The sequence below is a fragment of the Aeromicrobium sp. P5_D10 genome (assembly GCF_054049535.1).
Genome location: NZ_JBFUME010000003.1, coordinates 208,616 through 227,425 on the forward strand (window position 1 = coordinate 208,616; position 18,810 = coordinate 227,425).

20 protein-coding genes are annotated in these 18,810 nt (G+C 65.4%); 10 read left to right on the forward strand and 10 right to left on the reverse strand.

The features are described 5' to 3' along the window. Positions 1 to 48: 48 nt before the first annotated feature. The 4 genes from ACXJKC_RS06075 to ACXJKC_RS06090 all read right to left on the reverse strand — a co-directional run bounded on the left by ACXJKC_RS06075 (position 49) and on the right by ACXJKC_RS06090 (position 2,305). Positions 49 to 489 (reverse strand): DUF4395 domain-containing protein, encoded by a 441-nt coding sequence (locus ACXJKC_RS06075; RefSeq protein WP_456695789.1) that lies wholly within the window; start codon positions 487 to 489, stop codon positions 49 to 51. A 247-nt stretch (positions 490 to 736) separates the two neighbouring features. Further along, positions 737 to 1,168, reverse strand: a complete 432-nt coding sequence (locus tag ACXJKC_RS06080) for a thioredoxin family protein (RefSeq protein ID WP_456695790.1) — start codon at positions 1,166 to 1,168, stop codon at positions 737 to 739. After that, positions 1,165 to 2,001: a hypothetical protein gene (locus ACXJKC_RS06085; protein ID WP_456695791.1), complete on the reverse strand. Its 837-nt coding sequence runs from the start codon at positions 1,999 to 2,001 to the stop codon at positions 1,165 to 1,167. The genes ACXJKC_RS06080 and ACXJKC_RS06085 overlap by 4 nt, the downstream gene beginning before the upstream one ends. Positions 2,002 to 2,011: 10 nt before the next feature. After that, the gene (locus ACXJKC_RS06090) at positions 2,012 to 2,305 is read right to left on the reverse strand and encodes a MoaD/ThiS family protein (protein WP_456695792.1); all 294 of its coding nucleotides are present in this window, start codon (positions 2,303 to 2,305) and stop codon (positions 2,012 to 2,014) included. 110 nt (positions 2,306 to 2,415) lie between these two features. Here ACXJKC_RS06090 and ACXJKC_RS06095 point away from each other — a divergent pair, with 110 nt between their 5' ends. The 3 genes from ACXJKC_RS06095 to mshD are packed head-to-tail and all read left to right on the forward strand — an operon-like array spanning position 2,416 to position 5,436. Beyond that, positions 2,416 to 3,129, forward strand: a complete 714-nt coding sequence (locus ACXJKC_RS06095) for a winged helix-turn-helix transcriptional regulator (RefSeq protein WP_456695793.1) — start codon at positions 2,416 to 2,418, stop codon at positions 3,127 to 3,129. A gap of 13 nt (positions 3,130 to 3,142) precedes the next feature. Next, entirely contained in the window at positions 3,143 to 4,582 is a 1,440-nt protein-coding gene (locus tag ACXJKC_RS06100; protein ID WP_456695794.1) for a carboxyl transferase domain-containing protein, read from the forward strand. Further along, on the forward strand, positions 4,579 to 5,436 hold the full coding sequence (mshD, locus tag ACXJKC_RS06105; protein WP_456695795.1) for a mycothiol synthase: 858 nt from the start codon (positions 4,579 to 4,581) through the stop codon (positions 5,434 to 5,436). The genes ACXJKC_RS06100 and mshD overlap by 4 nt, the downstream gene beginning before the upstream one ends. 60 nt (positions 5,437 to 5,496) lie before the next feature. Here the strand turns inward: mshD and ACXJKC_RS06110 are convergent, their stop codons facing one another. After that, positions 5,497 to 5,934 (reverse strand): hypothetical protein, encoded by a 438-nt coding sequence (locus ACXJKC_RS06110; RefSeq protein WP_456695796.1) that lies wholly within the window; start codon positions 5,932 to 5,934, stop codon positions 5,497 to 5,499. Between the two features lie 59 nt (positions 5,935 to 5,993). Next, complete coding sequence (locus ACXJKC_RS06115) at positions 5,994 to 7,052, reverse strand: alpha/beta hydrolase (RefSeq protein WP_456695797.1); 1,059 nt, start codon at positions 7,050 to 7,052, stop codon at positions 5,994 to 5,996. A 93-nt stretch (positions 7,053 to 7,145) separates the two neighbouring features. Here ACXJKC_RS06115 and ACXJKC_RS06120 point away from each other — a divergent pair, with 93 nt between their 5' ends. After that, a complete protein-coding gene (locus ACXJKC_RS06120; RefSeq protein ID WP_456696146.1) occupies positions 7,146 to 9,266 on the forward strand; it encodes an RNA degradosome polyphosphate kinase in 2,121 nt (706 codons plus the stop codon). Between the two features lie 4 nt (positions 9,267 to 9,270). Here the strand turns inward: ACXJKC_RS06120 and ACXJKC_RS06125 are convergent, their stop codons facing one another. Continuing rightward, complete coding sequence (locus tag ACXJKC_RS06125; protein ID WP_456695798.1) at positions 9,271 to 10,305, reverse strand: hypothetical protein; 1,035 nt, start codon at positions 10,303 to 10,305, stop codon at positions 9,271 to 9,273. A gap of 51 nt (positions 10,306 to 10,356) precedes the next feature. On the opposite strand from ACXJKC_RS06125, the gene ACXJKC_RS06130 reads away from it, so the two are divergent. The 5 genes from ACXJKC_RS06130 to pstB all read left to right on the forward strand — a co-directional run bounded on the left by ACXJKC_RS06130 (position 10,357) and on the right by pstB (position 15,379). Then, positions 10,357 to 11,244, forward strand: coding sequence for an NUDIX hydrolase (locus ACXJKC_RS06130; protein WP_456695799.1), 888 nt, complete (start codon positions 10,357 to 10,359; stop codon positions 11,242 to 11,244). A 124-nt stretch (positions 11,245 to 11,368) separates the two neighbouring features. Continuing rightward, on the forward strand, positions 11,369 to 12,472 hold the full coding sequence (gene pstS / locus ACXJKC_RS06135; protein ID WP_456695800.1) for a phosphate ABC transporter substrate-binding protein PstS: 1,104 nt from the start codon (positions 11,369 to 11,371) through the stop codon (positions 12,470 to 12,472). Positions 12,473 to 12,569: 97 nt separating this feature from the next. Next, positions 12,570 to 13,517: a phosphate ABC transporter permease subunit PstC gene (gene pstC, locus ACXJKC_RS06140; protein WP_456695801.1), complete on the forward strand. Its 948-nt coding sequence runs from the start codon at positions 12,570 to 12,572 to the stop codon at positions 13,515 to 13,517. After that, positions 13,517 to 14,581, forward strand: a complete 1,065-nt coding sequence (pstA, locus tag ACXJKC_RS06145; RefSeq protein ID WP_456695802.1) for a phosphate ABC transporter permease PstA — start codon at positions 13,517 to 13,519, stop codon at positions 14,579 to 14,581. Before pstC ends, pstA begins: the two co-directional genes overlap by 1 nt. Before the next feature lie 18 nt (positions 14,582 to 14,599). Next, the gene (pstB, locus tag ACXJKC_RS06150; RefSeq protein WP_456695803.1) at positions 14,600 to 15,379 is read left to right on the forward strand and encodes a phosphate ABC transporter ATP-binding protein PstB; all 780 of its coding nucleotides are present in this window, start codon (positions 14,600 to 14,602) and stop codon (positions 15,377 to 15,379) included. 182 nt (positions 15,380 to 15,561) lie between these two features. On the opposite strand, the gene ACXJKC_RS06155 is transcribed toward pstB, so the two are convergent. From ACXJKC_RS06155 to ACXJKC_RS06165, 3 genes are all read right to left on the reverse strand, one after another. Next, positions 15,562 to 16,584, reverse strand: coding sequence for an anion permease (locus ACXJKC_RS06155; RefSeq protein WP_456695804.1), 1,023 nt, complete (start codon positions 16,582 to 16,584; stop codon positions 15,562 to 15,564). Positions 16,585 to 16,587: 3 nt separating this feature from the next. Further along, positions 16,588 to 17,205 carry a DUF47 domain-containing protein gene (locus ACXJKC_RS06160; RefSeq protein ID WP_456695805.1) on the reverse strand — a complete coding sequence of 206 codons (618 nt, stop codon included), beginning with the start codon at positions 17,203 to 17,205 and terminating at the stop codon, positions 16,588 to 16,590. 86 nt (positions 17,206 to 17,291) lie between these two features. Further along, the gene (locus tag ACXJKC_RS06165; protein ID WP_456695806.1) at positions 17,292 to 17,468 is read right to left on the reverse strand and encodes a hypothetical protein; all 177 of its coding nucleotides are present in this window, start codon (positions 17,466 to 17,468) and stop codon (positions 17,292 to 17,294) included. 397 nt (positions 17,469 to 17,865) lie between these two features. Between ACXJKC_RS06165 and ACXJKC_RS06170 the strand changes: the two genes are divergently transcribed. After that, positions 17,866 to 18,741, forward strand: a complete 876-nt coding sequence (locus ACXJKC_RS06170) for a CHAP domain-containing protein (RefSeq protein WP_456695807.1) — start codon at positions 17,866 to 17,868, stop codon at positions 18,739 to 18,741. The last annotated feature ends 69 nt before the right edge of the window (positions 18,742 to 18,810 follow it).

Sequence of the window (18,810 nt, forward strand, 5' to 3'; positions counted from 1 at the left end):
GGGCGTTGATAGTGAAAGGACTTGACTTGACTTGCTGGTGACGGACCGTCAGGCGCCGGCCGGCGCGAACCGGCGCAGAACCAGGTACATCTCGCAACCGAGGCACAGGCCCACGGCAGCGTTGAGCAGGGCCGCCACGAGCGCGAACGCCGTGGCGATGAGGGCGACCGTCGTGGCACCGGCGAGCAGTGCGGTGAGGGCGACGATCGTGAAGGCGAGCCCGACGAACTGGGCGAACCGCGGCGGGCGTGCGTCCTCGGTCTCAGCAGGCGGTCCGATCCGGGGACGGACGATCTTTGCGTAAAAGATCGCGTACGGGGACGTGCCCAGACCGATCAAAGCAGCGATGGCGAACACCGCGAGCTGAATCGTCAGCAAGGCGATCCTGACCGGCTCGACGTCGACGAGCAGCACGGCGGCGAGCACGACTGCCGTGATGGCAGCCACGAATCGCAGACCGCGTGGGTCCACTCGAGTGGGTGTAGACATGTTGCTCCTGCGCTGAAGACGTGGCGCACTCACCCGAGCGGGTGAGGGCACGCGAGAACTGACGAACGAGAAAAGTCAGCGCATTCGACACAGCGACGAGCGCGTACGGCAGTTGTCCACTGCACGTCGGCGCGTCAGGTGTGTCGTCAAGAACATGAGACCAGAGTAGGGACACCCGGGGTTCATTTCACCATTGCGTCTCATGATGCGGACGTACGTCTCACATATTGGCTACAGCATGGGGATTTCAGTGATTATTGATCGCTCGATCCAGAGCGCTCAGCACCTGATCCCGACGCGGAAGGCCAGAAGCTCGCGTCGTCACGAGACCCTCGGCGTCGAGGATCAACACCGTGGGCGTCCTCATGACGTCGAGACGGCGGACGAGTTCGAGGTGTTCCTCAGCATCGATATCGACCGCGACGACACCATCAAGCTTCGTCGCGATGTCGGCCAGCAAGATCCGCGTGGCCCGGCACGGACTGCAGAACGCGCTGGAGAACTGGACCATCGTCGCCCGTTCGCCGAATGACATGCCCAACTGCTCGGGCGTCAGCCTCTCGCGGTCGTCCACGTCCCTGCCACTGGGTTGGGTGAACCGGCCGTTCTTCCATCGCATGCCGAGCGCGACGCCCACCGACACCACGAGCGCCACAGCGAGGACGACAACACCCGTCACAGGCTCGGCACCGTGATGAGCTGGCCTCCGACGTAGACGATCGGACCGGCGAACGCGACCGCCACCGCGCCCGGGAACCCCCACCAGATGGCACCGGTGTGATGACTCCCGCGCATCATCGAGCGGGCCGCGATCTGACCGACCACCGCGAACATCGCCGCGGCCGCACCGACGACGACACCGAAGAAGATCGTCATGGTCGAATCGACACTGGCTGCCACCGCTGCACCCGATCCGGCGCCGACGACGGTCGCGAGGCTCAGACACAGCCAGCGATCCATCGGAATCGCCCAGGCGATCAGCCCGCCGGCCACACCGGCCGCCCCGACAGCGACCGCTTCAGCGTCGCCGAGCGATTGCACCGCGCCGATCCAGCCCGCCGCGAAGGCTGCGATGACCGCGATCACGACGGCGTACCCGACGGACTGCACCAGGTGGGTCCGACCGTCCTTACGCAGCATCTGGGCGATCAGGGCGACGAAGAGCGCCGCGGCGATCGCCGGAACGATCGCGGCGAACGATCCGGTGTCAGTCGCACCGATCACCGACTCCGATGTGCCTTCTGCCCCTGACAACAGGTCTGGCTCGACGGTCAAAGCGGTCGCGACGGCTCCCGCGACGACCGCCGGTACGAACCGCGGCGATGAGATGACCTCGCCGGTCGATGTCGCCAGAGCCGGTGCCACCGCGACGAGTACCTGGACCAGCACGACGGCGGCCGCCACCAGTGCGACATCGGCGTATGCCGCCAGCGTGATGACGCCGACGAGCACGACGGACAGCAGAGTGGAACCGAGTCTCGACACCCCCGCATGATGCCAGTTGATCGTCATCCCCGGGATCTCAACCGCCGGCAAAGGGCGGCAGGAACTCGACGCTGTCGCCGGCGCGGAGCACGACATCGGCCGGGTTCCTGGCTCCTACCGGGACCTCGCCGACCAGGATCGAGCACATATCGATGACATCGTCGAACCGATCCCGATCACGGTGCCGTCGACTGATCTCGGTCAGCAACTCGTCCAGCGTCACGGCTGCCACCGACTCCTGAGCGATGCCCGCCGCTGAGCGCGCCGCAGCCCAGTAACGAACTGTGACTTCGTTCTCATTCCCGTCACTTCGTGGCAATTGATCGGACATATGTCGTATTCTGGTTCATGCAATGAGGCCACGGTGATTCACCATGGCCTTTTGTCATATCTGGACCCACAAACGAGCCGGCACGAAACCGGCTGCACCGGAGGTCGACCATGTCCCATCTGCTCCTGCTCACCAAGAGCACGCAGTCCTCGGTCGAGGTGCTCCCTGCCCTCGCGCTGCTTCCGCACCACGTCAAGATCCTTCCCGCGGAGGCCAGCGCGCTACTCGATGCCCCACCCTGTGATGCGGTACTCGTCGACGGTCGACACGATCTCGCTCAGGTGCGCAGTCTGACCCGGGTCATCCGCACGACGGGCGTGGAGTGTCCGCTGATCCTGATCCTCACCGAGGGCGGGCTCGCCGTCGCCGCCTCCGACTGGGGCATGGACGACGTCATCCTCACGACCGCGGGACCAGCCGAGCTCGAAGCCCGTCTCCGGCTCGGCATCGGCCGCATTGCCGCCTCGCACGACGGCGACAACGAAAGCCACGTCATCTCCTCCAGCGGTCTGGTCGTCGACGACGCGACGTACACCGCCAAGCTGGAGAACCGCACCCTTGACCTGACATTCAAGGAATTCGAGCTGCTGAAGTTCCTCGCGCAGCATCCGGGACGGGTCTTCACCCGCCAGCAGCTCCTCCAAGAGGTCTGGGGATATGACTACTTCGGCGGTACCCGCACCGTCGACGTCCACGTCCGTCGCCTGCGCGCCAAGTTGGGCACCGACAACGAGACGCTGATCGGCACAGTCCGCAACGTCGGCTACCGGTTCGTCGCGACCAAGTCCGAGCCCGTACGCGAGAGCGTCGACGCCGACGCCTGACAGACTGGGCCACATGGCTCATCTGACAGCACAGGGACTGCTCGATCTCGTCCTGGATGTCGGCTCGTTCGAATCATGGGACAAGCCGGTCGATCTCTCAGGGCTCGACCACGCTTACCGACAGGAGCTGTCAGCCGCAGCCGAACGCGCCGGAACCGACGAGTCGGTCCTGACCGGGCGGGGCATGATGCGCGGGCGTCCCGTTGCCGTCGTCGTCAACGAGTTCCGCTTCCTCGCCGGTTCGATCGGACGGGCCGCGGCGCTGCGGATCGTCGCTGCGGTGCGACGTGCGACCGCCGAGGGCATCCCGGTTCTCGCGACCACGGCGTCCGGCGGCACCCGGATGCAGGAAGGCACGCCCGCCTTCGTCCACATGGTCGACATCACCCGGGCGATCATGGACCACCGCGCGGCGGGCCTGCCGTATCTGATCTATCTGCGACATCCCACGACCGGCGGCGTCTTCGCCTCCTGGGGATCGCTGGCGCACATCACGATCGCCGAGCCCGGTGCTCTGATCGGCTTCCTCGGGCCCAAGGTCTACGAGATCATGGAAGGCAAGCCGTTCCCTCCAGGGGTACAGACCGCCGAGAACCTCGCCGACCGCGGCATCATCGACGCCGTCGTGCTGCCGGACGAGCTGCCGTTGCTGGTCGATCGAGCCCTCAGCATCCTGGTCGACGGACCCATGCGACAGACACGCGAACTCCGCACCGCAGAGGTGCACCGTCAGCGCTCGGCCTGGGAGTCGATCCAGATCACCCGCCGGGCACACCGCGCAGGGGTACGTGAAGTGCTGCGCTACGGCAGCGATGCGACCCTGCGGCTGCAAGGTACCGAGAAAGGCGAACGCGACAGCGCCATGATCGTGGCCCTCGCCCGCATCGACGGGCAGCCGTGCATCGTGATCGGTCAGGACCGCACGACGCAGACCCGGTTCAAGCCTATGGGCCCGGCGGCGCTGCGCGAGGCGCGCCGCGGCATGCGTCTGGCCAATGAGCTGAGATTGCCGCTCGTGTCGTTCATCGACACCCCCGGCGCCGAGCTGTCGCCGGAGGCCGAACAGGGCGCGATCGCCGGCGAGATCGCCCGCTGCATCAGCTGGATGTCGACGATGCGGGTGCCCACCGTCTCGGTCCTCCTCGGCCAGGGCTGCGGTGGCGGCGCACTCGCCCTGTTGCCGGCCGATGTCGTGATCGCGGCCGAGAACGCTTGGCTCTCCCCCTTGCCGCCCGAGGGAGCCAGTGCGATCGTCTACGGCGACCTCGAGCATGCCGAGGAGATGGCCGAGGCGCAACGCGTCGGAGCGCTCGACCTTTTCGCCAGCGGTACCGTGCATCACATCGTCCCTGAACCCCGAGGCGACACCCCCGAGGCGTTCGCCCGGGCGATGGCCGCCGAGATCGGAGCACAACTCGTGGCACTGCGAACACGTGAGGCGGGCACACCATGAGCCTTCTCGACCTGGCTGAGAAGGCCGCGCGGTCCGACGGCGTCGCCCCGTTCAACGAGGCCAGCCTTTTCGCGCTGCGCGACGGCGTCCGGCCGCGGGTGCAGGTCATCCAGACCGCCGCCGACGGCGCTCTCATCGCGGCGGCCTACGCGGTGGGCGATGCCCCGGTCGAGATCGTGGTCGATCCCGACCACCGGCGCGCCGGGCACGGCAGGCGCATCCTGTCCGAGCTCGTCGCCGACGGCGAGGAGCTGTTCTGGGCGCACGGCAACCTTCCCGGCGCACAGGCACTCGCTGCCGCAGCGGGGCTCACGGTCTCCCGCGAGCTCCTTGTACTGCGGCTGGAGTTCGACGGTGCGCCAGCGTCCGAAAAGCCCATTGACGGGATCACCCTGCGGTCGTACTCGGCCGCCGACGCCGACGCGGTGATCGCCGTCAACGCCCGCGCCTTCGCCCATCACCCCGAGCAGGGTGCCATGGACCGCGCCGATTTCGACCGTCGGACGTCGTCGGAGTGGTTCGACCCCGAAGGTCTGTTCATCGCCGAGCGGAACGGGCAGGTCGTCGGCTTCCATTGGACCAAGATCGAAGATGGAATCGGGGAGGTCTACGTCGTCGGCATCGACCCCGATGCTCAAGGCGGAGGACTCGGCACCGCGCTGACGGCCCGCGGACTGCGCCACATGCACGACCGCGGTGTATCGGTCGTGGATCTCTATGTGGAAGGCGACAACGCCCCCGCACTGAAGGTCTACCGAAACCTGGGCTTCCAGGACTGGAAGCAAGACACCCTCTACGCTCATGAGTCACTGAGTAACGGCCCGCGAGTCACTCGTTCGCACGATCATGAATGACATGCTCTCGCCGTAGGCAATTCAGTGACTCGCCGTAGGTAATTCAGTGACTCATCGGCGTTAGCGGCTGACGCGTTTGGCCTTCCAGTTGGCCTTGCGGGAGCAGACGCCGATGTCGTAGTCGATCTTGCCTTTGGTCACTTTCCTGTTGCGCAGTTGACCCGAGACCTTCAGCCTCAGCTTCTTGCCATTGCGCGTTGTGGTGACGGTACGGCTGAACTTGCCGTTCTTCTTGATCTTGGTCTTGGGCAGAGTCACCGTCGTGAGTGCGACATAAGGGTCGTAGTTGCAGACCGCGGTGAAGGTGGCCCGCCACTTGGTGAGCCGTTTGCCGTTGCTGCTGATCTTGAACTTCACCGGACCGCTGTCGATGGTCCTCGGGTAGCTGAGCGAGCCCTTGTAGGTGCCGTCCGGATCCTTCTTCTTGGCCTCCGCCGGGCTGGAAACGAGCATGGTCATGGCGAGCGTGACGATGAGGAGCGCCACAGCGCCGGTCATAGATCGCGTTCTCAACATAGGGTCCCCTGTCTAGATCGTGCGGACACGATACACCGAATTCAGCTGAGCCCGCGTTGAAGTGCGGCCGCGGCTCGTCGGGCCGCCTTGGGCGCGGAACGTCCGAGCGCGACCATATTGATGAAGCCATGGATCAGACCGTCCTCGGTCACGTGCTCGACCGGCACTCCGGCAGCACGGAGCTTGTCGGCATAGGCATCGCCCTCGTCGAGAAGCGGATCGAACCCCGCCGTCACGACGTAGGCAGGGGCCAGCCCGGCCACCTCGCCGTACAGCGGTGACAGCCGCGGATCCGAACGGTCCTCGTTGCCTACCAGGTAGTTCTCCTCCGCCAGGTCCATGAATGCCTTGGTCAGAAAGAAGCCGTCGGCATACGTCAATCGGCTCGGCCGGGTCTCGACGAAATCGGTCGCGGGATAGAGCAACAGCTGAAAGGCCGGTGAGGGCCCCCCGACGAGGACGGTCTGCTGCGCCACGACAGCCGCCAAGTTGCCGCCTGCACTGTCGCCGCCCACCGCGATACGGTTCGGATCGATCGCCAATCCCTGCGCATGCTCGACGATCCAGCTCCACGCCGCCATGGCGTCGTCGACGGCTGCGGGGAACGGCGCCTCGGGCGCCAGTCGGTAGTCGACCGCGATGACGCGAACCTGCGCTTCCTCGGCCAGGAAGCGGCACGTCGCGTCGTGGCTCTCCAGATCGCCGTAGATCCAGCCACCGCCGTGGAAGAACAGCAGGGCCGGGGATCGTCCGGTCAATCCCCGCGGAGTGTAGAACCGAAGCTTCAACGGTCCGCCCGGGCCGTCGATCGCGCGATCCGTCACAGCTCCGATCGGCTGGTTCCCGCCGACCAGGCGCGACGAGGAGGCGATGATCCGTCGTCCCCGGCTGATCGCGACGGTCTCCGCAGCCGGCCCCTCCAAGTTCTGCAGCTTCAGCAACAACTGCATCTCAGGGTCGAGCTTGCGCCCGTTGACCACAGCCGGGTTGCCCGCGAGACGAGCCAGTACGGGCCGCGGCAGCTGCATCAAGGCACGGGCCGAGAGGCCTCGCGCGGCACCGATGAGCTGAGAGCCGGTCAGATGACGGTTGGGAGCCATGCGCACACGCTATCGCCTCAGGGGGCCGGGTAACCGTGTGTTCAATTTGCGTTCATCTTGATCTGCGACGCTGATCGGGTGGACACTCATGACATGGCGGTCGCCGACCTCGAAAGCCCGGCTTCACCGGACGAGTTCGATGTGGATCCACCTTTCGATCCGGCGCAGAGCGCGCTGCCCGCCGATCGGTTCCTCGACCGTGAGTTGTCATGGATCGCGTTCAACGCCCGCGTCCTGGAACTCGCTCAGGACAGCGAACTACCACTGCTCGAACGCGTACGCTTCGCAGCCATCTTCGCCAGCAATCTCGATGAGTTCTTCATGGTCCGCATCGCCGGTCTCAAACGGCGCATCGCCGCCGGTGTCGCGCTGCCCGCCGCGAGCGGTCTCAACCCGCGCGATGTCCTGTCCCGCAGCCTCGCGGCCAGCCAGGAACTCATGGTCAGCCACGCCGCGACGTACCACGAAGATCTCGTCCCGTCATTGGCCAAAGAAGGCATCGAACTGGTCCGGTGGGATGCCCTGACCGAGGAGGAGCAGAGCCGTCTCAGCGGGTTCTACCGCGATCGGGTGTTCCCGATCCTGACTCCGTTGGCAGTCGACCCCGCGCACCCGTTCCCGTACATCTCGGGTCTGTCGCTCAATCTGGCCCTGGTCATGCGCAATCCCGGCACCGGCAAGGACCACTTCGCCCGTGTCAAAGTCCCCCCGATCGTCAACCGCTGGATGGAAGCCTCACCCGGACGATTCGTGCCGCTCGAGGACGTCATCTCCGCACACCTCGACCTGCTGTTCCCCGGCATGGAGGTCATCGCGCACCATGCCTTCCGGGTGACCCGCAACGAAGACCTCGAGGTTGAGGAGGACGATGCGGAGAATCTGCTCAAAGCACTCGAACAAGAGCTGTTGCGCCGCAAGTTCGGTCCGCCCGTCCGGTTGGAGGTCGAGGAGTCGATCGATCCGGGTGTCCTCGACCTGTTGGTCTCCGAACTCGGGGTCAAACCCGATGAGGTCATCCACCTTCACGGCCCGCTCGACCTCCGCAGCCTCAACGAGATCGCCGACCTCGACCGCCCCGAGTTGAAGTACGACCCGTTCGTACCGGGCACCCACCTGCATCTGGCCGAAGTCGAGACCTCCGAACCCGCCGATCTGTTCAGCGCACTGCGCAAGCGCGATGTCCTGGTGCATCATCCCTACGACTCATTCGCCACGAGCGTCCAGCGCTTCATCGAACAGGCGGCAGCTGATCCGCATGTCCTTGCGATCAAGCAGACGTTGTACCGGACGTCGGGCGACTCCCCCATCATCGACTCGCTCGTCGACGCGGCTCGGGCCGGCAAGCAGGTGCTCGTGCTGGTCGAGATCAAGGCCCGGTTCGATGAGCAGGCCAATATCCGCTGGGCCCGCAAGCTCGAACGAGCGGGCTGCCACGTTGTCTACGGACTCGTCGGGCTCAAAACGCATTGCAAACTCGCGCTCGTGGTGCGCGATGAACCCGACGGGCTGCGTCGCTACGCCCATATCGGCACCGGTAACTACAACCCCAAGACGGCCCGCATCTACGAGGACTTCGGTCTGTTGACCGCCGATCCCGCTATCACGCACGATCTGACCGATCTGTTCAACAATCTGTCGGGATTCGCCCAGGAGTTCTCGTATCAACGACTCCTCGTCGCGCCAGCCGGACTTCGTGACGGGATCATCGAACGCATCGATGCCGAGATCGCCCATCAGGCCGCCGGCCGGCCCGCCGGGATCCGCATCAAGGTCAACTCGCTGGTCGACGAGACCGTCATCGACAAGCTCTATGAGGCGTCACGACGAGGTGTCGAGGTCGACCTGATCATCCGCGGCATCTGCACCCTGCGCCCCGGCGTTCCCGGTCTCAGCGAGAACATCCGGGTGCACAGCATCCTCGGCCGCTTCCTCGAACACAGCCGTGTGTACTGGTTCGCGGGCGGCGGCGAACCCCAGGCCTGGATCGGATCGGCCGATCTGATGCACCGCAACCTCGACCGACGGGTCGAAGTTCTGGTGCGCGTTCCGTCCGAGGCGCACACCCAGCAACTCGGTGATCTGCTCGCCCAGTCGGTCGATCCGGAGACCAGCTCCTGGCATCTCGGTTCGGATGCGAGCTGGACCCGCCATGTCGGCACGTCGAATCTGCAGTCGGTGCTGATCGAACGGGCTCGTTCTCGACGTTCGCGCTGATCCCTCAGGGGCAGCCGGCGAACAGCAGCGGGCCCTCACCCGACATGTAGGCGCCCCGGTCCGGATCGAGATCGAATCGCAGCAAGCTGACGGCGCCACGGGCCGTCGCCGACCTGAGTTCGAGCGAGTCCTCGATCAGCCCGGAGCGACCGATGAACGCCCCAGTCGCCAGCGCGCCGCGTACGCGGGCCTGGTCGACAGCCTGCCCCGACGAGTCGAAGACCGCGGCGAAGCCGATGCTCTGACGCCGTCCGTCGTCCGACAGCCCCCGCGCCGCAAACACCGGCTGGGCCAGTGGCCCGACGCGCTCGACCGCCTGCGCCGCTTGGGCTGCGACATCGGCATCTGCTGGCAGCGCTGAGGCCGCGCAGGCCGTCCTGCCGGCTTGCACGAGCACCGCTTCTGCGCCCGACAGAGCAGAGGCCAGATCGGCCACGGCCCGTCGGTCGAGCAGTGACCGTGCACCATGCAGGATCGGCGCCAGGCCACGGCGCACCACAGCCTCGTCGGCACCGGCGACAAGCAGACGTTTCCCCGGGACGATCGCGACAGCACCCAGGACGGCGGCCAGCTCCGGACCGATCCGAGCCCTGCCGGGCGCATCGAGCGTCCAGACGCCGCCCTCTCGTTCGTAGCCGAGCGAACCGAGCCCCTCCTCGATCCGGTCGAGCGACAGCGAACCCGACCAGCGAGCCACCAGGATGCCGCCCGTGGAGGTCTGGCCGAAGGCCTCCCAGTCCAGATCGGCGACCGACCAGCCGTACGCTCCGCGCATGTCATCGGCCGAACCGGCGAGCACGGATCTGGTCGTCAGATCACGCAACCCCGCATCCTCGCCCCCCACCGTCTCGCGGATCGCCGACCAGTCGGTGATGCCTGCGACATTCACCGAGGTCGGCAACGAGTCGAGTGCCGAGGCCAGCGATGAGCGCGCGTCGATGCCGTTCCGTTCGCCGGCCCACCAACCGGAACACAAGGCGACAAGCACGACCAGAAGGGGCACCATGACAGTGCGGACACTGCGGCGCAGATGCCTCATGTCCACCCCTCCTTCATCAGTTCGTCACTTCCCACAAGGACAATACGCACCATGACAGGTGAACGGATCACGACCGCAGCAGGTGGAATCGTCTGGCGCAGTCGCGCCAACCCGAGCCGCCCGGAGCCACGTGTCGAGGTCTTGGTCGTGCACCGGCCGTCCTACGACGATTGGACGTTCCCCAAGGGCAAGACCGATCCCGGCGAGGAGTTGCAGACTGCAGCGGTGCGCGAAATCGGCGAAGAAGCCGGGGTCCGAGTGCGCCTCGGACACCCGTTGCAGAACCTGTCGTACCCCGTCAGCGGCGGCACCAAGATCGTCAGCTACTGGTGCGCCCGCGCGACCGGCGTCGATGACCTGGCGCCGTTCGTGCCCAACAAGGAAGTCGACGAGGTCCGCTGGGTGGGCATCCGCGAGGCCCGGAAACTACTGACCTACGACCACGACCGCTCGCTTCTGGAGACCTTCCAGGTGCTGCGTGAACGCCAGGCACACCGCACCCGAACACTTATCGTTCTGCGTCACGGCAAAGCTGCCTCTCGCACCGCGCAGATCGACGACCTGGAGCGTCCACTCACACAGGTCGGCGCGACCCGGGCGAAGGCGCTCGTCCCGATTCTCGACGCCTATGGCATCAGACGGATCATCAGCAGTCCCGCGATCCGCTGCGCTCAGACGGTCGAACCATTCGCACACTCGATCAGCACCTTCCTGGAGATCGACGACCGGCTCTCGGAGGACACCCGTGCGATCCAGGTGCGGCGCTCGCTGACCTCGCTGCTGGATCGCAAGAAGCCCGTGGTCCTGTGCACGCACCGTCCGACCCTGCCGTGGGTGTTCGAAGCCCTCGGTGTCGAGATGACCGATCTCGCACCCGGTCAGGGTGTTGTCGTCCATCACCGCAAAGGCACGGTCCACGCCACAGAACTGCTGGCCTGACGAGGCCTTGCGCCGACCGTTACGCCACCGTTCACCCTGCGTTCACCCGCGGCCTGCGATCGATACACCTAGCCTCCTTACGTTCACGGTGTAAGCAACAACTGATCCCAGAGAGGGACCTCCCGTGAACCGCAAGAACCTGCGCATCGCCGCACCCGCGGCCCTGATCGCTCTGACACTCGGCCTCGGTGCCTGCGGTGCAGCGAATGAAAGCTCCGACGGCGACGACACCGCCCCCAAGTCGGGCGAAACCGTCTCCGGAACGCTCAACGGCGCCGGCGCCAGCTCCCAGGAAGCGGCCGTCGCCGCCTGGAAGGCTGCCTTCCAGACCGCCAATCCCGATGCCACGGTCAACTACGACCCGGTCGGCTCCGGCGGCGGACGCGAGCAGTTCATCGCCGGTGGCGTGTCATTCGCCGGCACCGACTCGTACCTCGAGGACGAAGAAGTGACCGCTGCCGCCGCCAAGTGCGGCAGCGACATCGTCCAGGTGCCGGTCTATGTCAGCCCCATCGCCGTGATCTACAACCTCGAAGGCGTCGACGAGCTGAACCTCGCGCCGAAGACCATCGGAGCGATCTTCGAGGGCAAGATCACCAAGTGGAACGATCCGGCGATCGTCGCCGACAACCCGGACGCCAAGCTCCCGGACAGCAACATCACCGCCGTCCACCGTTCGGACGACTCGGGCACGACCAAGAACTTCACCGACTACCTCGACCAGGCCTCCGACGGCGGCTGGACGCAGGGTGTCGTCGAGACCTGGCCGATCAAGAGCGGCGAGGCGGCCGAAGGCACTTCGGGCGTCGTATCCGCCGTCAAGGGCGGCAAGGGCACGATCGGCTACGCCGACGAGAGCCAGGCCGGCGAGCTCGGCAAGGCCAACGTCAAGGTCGGCGACGAGTTCACGTCGCCGACACCTGAGGCCGCCGCGAAGGTGCTCGACACCGCAGCACCGGTCGAAGGACGCTCCGCGACCGACATCGCCGTCGACATCGACCGCAAGACCACGGAAGCCGGCGTCTACCCCATCGTCCTGGTGTCGTACCAAGTCGCGTGCCAGACCTACAAGGACAAGGCGACTGGTGAACTCGTCAAGTCGTGGCTGACCTACGTGGCAAGCTCCGAAGGACAGGAAGTCGCCGCCTCCAGCGCCGGCTCCGCTCCGCTCTCGGGCGACTTCGCCACCAAGGTGCAGGCCGCGATCGACACGATCGGCGCCGCCTGACCCACTGGCCCTTGGGCCTGTCGTTGATTCGACAGGCCCAAGGGCCGACGCGGTAGGCATCCCACTTCTCGAACACCACAGCTGAAAGGCAGCACCTGTGACCAGCACGCTGGCTCCCCGACGCAAGCGCACCTCCGTCGTGCGCGCCGGCGACCGGATCTTCTCCGGTCTGTCGACCAGTGCGGGAATCCTGATCCTGCTGACGCTGGCCGGCGTCGCCGCCTTCCTCACGATCGAGGGCATCCCCGGAGTCTTGGCAAGCCCCGACGAGGTCAAGAGCGGTCAGAGCTTCTGGCCGTACGTCTGGCCGCTCGTCTACGGCACTCTGATCGCCGCGACCGTCGCACTCATCATCGCGACTCCGGTCGCGGTGGGTGTGGCCCTGTTCATCTCGCACTACTCACCGCGCAAACTCGGTCAGACCCTCGGCTACCTGGTCGATCTGCTCGCCGCGGTACCCAGCGTGGTCTACGGCCTCTGGGGCATCCAGTTCCTCGCGCCGAATCTGGTGCCGTTCTATGAATGGCTCGAGAAGCATCTCGGCTTCATCCCGTTCTTCGCCGGTCCGGCCTCGGCCACGGGCCGCACCATCATGACCGCGTGCATCGTCCTGGCGGTCATGATCCTGCCGATCATGACCGCGATCTGCCGCGAGATCTTCCTGCAGACCCCGCGTCTGCACGAAGAGGCGGCCCTCGCGCTCGGCGCGACCCGCTGGGAGATGGCCCGACTGGCGATCTTCCCGTACGCGCGATCGGGCATCGTGTCCGCCGCGATGCTGGGCCTTGGCCGCGCGCTGGGTGAGACTCTTGCCGTCGCGATGGTCCTTTCGGTGACCGCGGGTGCCGTCACCGCGAACCTGATCAGCAGCTCCAATCCCAGCACGATCGCGGCCAATATCGCGCTCAGCTTCGGTGAGGCCAGCGGCAAGACCGTCAACGTCCTGATCGCCACCGGCCTGGTGCTGTTCGTGATCACCTTCCTCGTCAACTTCGCCGCTCGGTCCGTCGTGGACCGACGCAAGGATTTCTCCGGAGCCAACTGATGACGACCACTCTCGCCCCCGCGCCCGTCGACGTCCACGAGGAGCTCTACGGTGCCCAGCTCCCGACCTGGGGGCCGCGGATCGTCCTCGGCGCCGCACTCCTCATCGGCGCCGCGCTCTACCTGGCCGGGACCAATCTCGTCCTGTCGGCGCTCGCGGTATTCATACTGTCGCTGGCGTTGCCGCTCTGGTCCACGGCCGTCGAAGGACGCCGCAAGGCCACCGACCGTCTTGTGACGGTGCTCGTCACCTCGTCGTTCGTTCTGGCGATGTTCCCGCTCGTGAGCATCCTGTACACCGTCATCAGCAAGGGCACCAAGGTCCTGTCGGCGGAGTTCTTCACGTACTCGATGCGCAATGTCGTCGGTGAAGGCGGCGGCATCTACCAGGCCCTGGTCGGCACGCTGCTGATCACGGGAGCCGCCGCGGTCATATCGATCCCGATCGGCATCTTCGCCGCGATCTACCTCGTCGAGTACGCCGACGGCAATCGGCTCGCCCGCTGGATCCGGTTTCTGGTCGACGTCATGACCGGCATCCCGTCAATCGTCGCGGGTCTGTTCGCCTACGCTCTGTTCGTGCTGTTCTTCGGCGAGGGCGTCCGGATGGGCATCGGCGGTTCGGTCGCTTTGTCGGTGCTGATGATCCCGGTCCTCGTACGGTCGACCGAGGAGATGCTCAAGCTCGTGCCCAATGAGCTGCGCGAGGCCTCCTACGCCCTCGGCGTGCCGAAGTGGCGCACCGTGGCCAAGGTCGTACTGCCCACGGCACTGGCGGGCATCGTCACCGGCATCACGCTCGCGATCGCCCGCGTGATCGGCGAGACGGCTCCGCTGCTGATCATCGCCGGCACGACCGATTCGGTGAACTTCAATCTGTTCGACGGACGCATGGCGACCTTGCCGGTGTTCGCGTACTCCTCGGTGCGCAGCCCCGGCGTCCCGCCCGAGTTCAGTCTCGACCGCGCATGGGGCGCAGCGCTCACGCTGCTGCTGATCGTCATGCTGCTCAACCTCATCGCCCGCCTCGTCTCCTACTTCTTCTCGCCCAAGGGCGAGCGTTAAGCCCGGAAGGACACCACCATGGCCAAGAGCATCGATGTCTCTGACCTCAACATCTACTACGGGGACTTCCTCGCCGTCGAAGACGTGACGATCCCGATCGCGGCCAAGTCCGTGACCGCGTTCATCGGGCCGTCGGGCTGCGGCAAGTCGACGTTCCTGCGCTCGCTCAACCGCATGCACGAAGTCATCCGCGGTGCCCGTGTCGAGGGCAAGGTGCTGATCGACGGGCAGGACCTCTATGGACCCGATATGGATCCGGTCAATGTGCGCCGGATGATCGGCATGGTCTTCCAGCGCCCCAATCCGTTCCCGACGATGTCGATCTACGACAACGTCCTCGCGGGGCAGAAGCTCAACAGCAAGCGGATGAAGAAGAACGACGCCGATGACATCGTCGAGCGTTCACTGCGCAGCGCCGGGCTGTGGGCCGAGGTCAAGGACCGGCTCGATCGTCCCGGCTCCGGGCTCTCAGGCGGCCAGCAGCAGCGTCTGTGCATCGCCCGTGCGATCTCGGTCGAGCCGGAGATCCTGCTGATGGACGAGCCGTGCTCGGCGCTCGACCCGATCTCCACCAGCGTCATCGAGGACCTGATCCACGAGCTCAAGACGCAGTACACGATCGTGATCGTGACCCACAACATGCAGCAGGCAGCACGGGTTTCCGACGAGACGGCGTTCTTCAACCTGTCCGGCGTCGGCAAGCCCGGCCGGTTGATTGAAGTCGGCCGCACCGAGGCGATCTTCTCCAACCCGCAGGACCCCGCCACCGAGGCCTACATCCAGGGCCGGTTTGGCTGAGCTGAGCGAGCTCTGCGAGCTCACGCGAAGACAGGTTGAGTCGTAGCGCGGCGAAGCCGCCAGCTTGTCGAAACCACGCAAGACGAAGGGCTCGGGTGACCAACGGTCACCCGAGCCCTTCGTGCGTGGAGGTTTCGAGGCTCCGGCCGCAAGCGGCCTTCGCACCTCAACCGACGTAAGCGTTAATTCCCGGGGATGAACAGTCGTAGCGTCCAGTACGTCACGGCGCCCACGGCTGCGGCGGCGGGGATCGTGATGATCCAGGCCATGACGATGCCGCGCGCGACACCCCAGCGGACCGCGCTGAAGCGTTTCGTGGCCCCGGCGCCCATGACCGCCGACGTCATGGTGTGCGTCGTCGAGACCGGAGCATGCAGTCCGATGGCCATGCCGTAGAGCACGACTGCGGCCGTCGATTCAGCTGCGAAACCGCGGGGCGGGTCGAGCGCGATGATGCGCCGGCCCATCGTGCGCATGATCCGCATTCCGCCGGACAGCGTGCCCAACGAGATGGCGCCGGCGGCGGCGAAGACAACCCAGTACGGGATCTCCCGTTCGCCAACCTCCGGTCCGTACCCACCGGCCACCAGGGCCAGCACGATGACACCCATGGTCTTCTGTGCGTCCTGCAGGCCGTGGCCCAGCGACAACGCCGCTGCCGAGACCGTCTGGGACAGCCGGAATCCTCGATTGACGGTGTGCGGATTGGCACGCCGGAAGATCCACATGATCGAGAGCATCACCAAGAACGCGCCGCCGAAGCCGAGCGCAGGGCTCATCATCATCGGGATGACGACCTTGTCGACGACTTTGTCCCAGTCGACCGTCACACCTGCTGCGATACCCACGCCGATCAGGCCGCCGATCAAGGCATGAGAGGAGGACGACGGGATGCCGAAGTACCACGTGATCAGATTCCAGGTGATGGCGCCGACCAGGGCACTCATCACGACGGTCAAGGCGTGCTCGGAGGTCATATCGTCGAAGCCGACCAAGATCTCCTTGATCGTCTTGGCCACCCCGACACCGAGCAGCGCCCCGACGAAGTTCAGCACCGCCGCCATCATCAACGCCACTCGAGGAGTCAGAGCCCGCGTCGAGACCGAGGTCGCAATCGCATTCGCGGCGTCGTGAAAGCCGTTGGTGTAGTCGAAGAACAGGGCGATGATGACAGTGGCGATCACCAAAGCCAGTACAAGGTCCACTACTCAGGACTCCTTGACGGCGATCTGTTCCACCGTGTTAGCGACCGTCTCCAGCGCATCGATGGCATGCTCGAGGGCGTCCACGACGTCCTTGAGCTTGAGCACCTCAAGTGACTTGTAGCTGCCGCTGAACAAGTTGGCGACAATGCGGCGGTAGGTACGGTCGCCCTGATTCTCGAGACGGTTGATCTCGATCCAGTATTCGTCGAGATCCTTCATGGTCCGCAGGCGTGGCATGGCCTCGGCGGTCAACTGGGTCGCCCGCTGCAAGACCTCCACCTGGGGTGCGAAGTCGGCCGGCAGATCGCCGAGCTCGTAGAGACCCACCAGATCGACGGTCTCCTCCATGAAGTCCATGACGTCGTCGAGGCTGCTCGCGAGGCGATAGATGTCCTCGCGGTCGAACGGCGTGATGAAGGTCGAGTTGGCCCGTTTGATGATCTTGTGGGTCGTCTCATCGGCCTGGTGCTCGGCTTCTCGCATCCGCTCGGACAGCGCGACCTTGTCGGTCGTCGAGTCGAGCATCTGCGCCAACAGATTCGCCCCTTCTACCAGGTGATTCGCCATCTCGGCGAACAGTTCGTAGAAGGATGTTTCAACTGGTCGGATGCGAAAACGCACGACTAGCTCCTGTCAATGCTGAGTAGGGCAAGCCCATGCTAGATGCACGATGTTCACCCGTGCCAATCGCGGGTGTCACCTGGGCGTCAACCGGCCTTCACGATGCCGAGGATTTCGTCGACCTGACGCTGCGACAAATGCCCCTCCTGGGCCGACGCCGCGATGATGAGCCGGCTCGTCAGCTCGATCTCGTCGAGGACGTCGTCATCGCGCAGGCGACTGTCCAGTGGCTCCGGCATTCGAGGGGCTCCCAGGTCGTTCATGATCGTCTGCTTATCGGGTCTACGGATTCTCGAGCCTCGCACCAGGAGGTTCTCCGCACTTCGATGCTATGTCAGATCGACTGCGCGTCGCAGCCGATCGCGACCATTCAACACGGTCCCGCCCAGCGCAGGACCAGCGCCATCAAAACACCAGGACCTACGTCCTCGATCACGCTCAGTTTCGAGTTTTCCCTGAGAGCACAGTGAAATCTTTCTCCTGCTAAGCGTCAGATCTCGACCGTGAAGTTGTCTTCCCTGGTACGACCGCGCATCGAGATCATGTGCGACGCACCTCTGAGAGTTGACGCACGAACGTCACTCGGTCAGTTGCCGCCGGTCGGTCTCGCAGGCGTAATGCCCGCGGTGATTCCGCCATGCCGTCACGGAGGAAACTGTCATGCCCTCAACCGCTTCCGATGCCAGACTCGCATCTCCCAAGCTCCGCCCCGCACTCGTGTTCATAGTTCTCGCGCTGGTCGCGGCCTTACTCGTGGCCGCTCCGTCGAAAGCCGATGCAGCCGAGGGCAAAGCACCCCAGGTCTACTGCAAGGGATTCTCCTCGTGCGAGAAGGCGGGCCGCTCCACCCGCGGCTACAGAGCCGTCTACAAGAAGCAGTTCTGGGGTGCCGTGGCCGGACACAACTGCACCAACTACATCGCGTACCGGCTGACCCACAAAGGACGGTCGACGGACCGGGCCCCCAAGATCGGCAGCGCCTCTGAATGGGGCATCAACCTGCCGAAGGCTGGTATCGCCAAGCGTCACAGCAAACCGAAGGTCGGGGACGTGGCCTGGTGGTCGTACCACCGCAAGAGCGTTCGCAAGAGCCACGTGGCATATGTCGAGCGTGTCTACAAGGACGGATCGGTACTCGTCAGCGAGGACAACTACCGGGGCACGTTCTATTTCACTCGCTACTACAAGGGGCACAAGCTCTGGCCGTCCAGCTTCTTGCGATTCAAGAAGTCTTCGGGCTCCCCCGTGGGTCGGGTCACCACGACCAAGACCGCCGGGCGACTCGTCAGCGTCCACGCCTGGCAGTCCGAATCGGACAGCAAGTCGGGTGCAGTCGGACTCGTCTCGTTCGGTGGCCCGCGCGGTACCGCCGGGACGGTGCAGGTACGGACATCGCGCAAGGTCCTGGGTCGTTGGTGGGCCGCCCAGTCCTTCCCGAACGACTCGATGCCCAAGGTCGCGTACGTCTACGCCCTGAACTCGCGCGGGACCAAAGGTGGGGACAAGCTGCTCGGCAAGGTCTCCCTGACCCGCTGACGCCCGCGAGCCACCTGGTTACCGCCCGCGAGTCACCTGGTTACCGCCCGCGAGTCACCTGATTACCGC